General features: G+C 36.0%; 1 protein-coding gene. It reads right to left on the bottom strand.

The features are described from left to right. Positions 1–278: 278 nt before the first annotated feature. Entirely contained in the window at positions 279–545 is a 267-nt protein-coding gene (locus JMX48_RS14010) for a hypothetical protein (protein WP_192529393.1), read from the bottom strand. Between the last annotated feature and the right edge of the window lie 136 nt (positions 546–681).

The raw sequence follows: 681 nt of genomic DNA, 5'->3' as shown, positions 1-681 counted from the left end.
TCAGGAGTGTAGGTTTGTTTTTTCATTGTCGTATTCTCTCAGAATGTTGAGTCTCCGACAATCCCGGGGCGGTTCAATTCTTAATTACGAGTCTTTCCTGGAGACTATATGGCCATTAAGGTTGTAGCTAATCTAAAAGAGCCTTAATACGTTAATATATTAAGCAGTTTAGTATTAATAATCACTGAAAATATCTTAAATGACTTTACTCCTAGGCATAAACGACTACTGCAAAGCTTCTTTCCTATCATTAATATCTCTATATTCTTTTACATCGATTATCGCTTAGATCTTTTCGTAATACTTTCAAGTAATTCATCGTGCGCTTTGTCCATGGCTTCTTCAGACTCATAGCCTCCATCTATTACCATTTGGGCTTTGTCTTTCTTGTACTTCTCAGCTGCTCTTGCTCTACTTAGAGTTGAAGCTTTAAGCATCTCATCCGCTGAGTTTTCAAGCGCTTTACTAGCGTCTGCTGCGAACTTAGCAGTTCCATTAAGCAAAATACCTATCCCTTTAAAAAAATTCACTATTAATCTAAACATCGGTTAAATCCTATTGTTAATTAGAGCAACAACTTAATTGCTATAAATAAAATATGACTCCTGCCGTCAAATCCGTATAGTTAAACTTGGGAGATTTTAGTTATGCAGCTTGACGATAATAATCAAACCACACCTG

This window comes from Psychrobacter immobilis, assembly GCF_904846225.1.
Classification (GTDB): Bacteria; Pseudomonadota; Gammaproteobacteria; order Pseudomonadales; family Moraxellaceae; genus Psychrobacter; species Psychrobacter immobilis_F.
The sequence above is the reverse complement of the archived record's forward strand: the minus strand, read 5'-3'. Positions and strand labels throughout refer to the sequence as shown.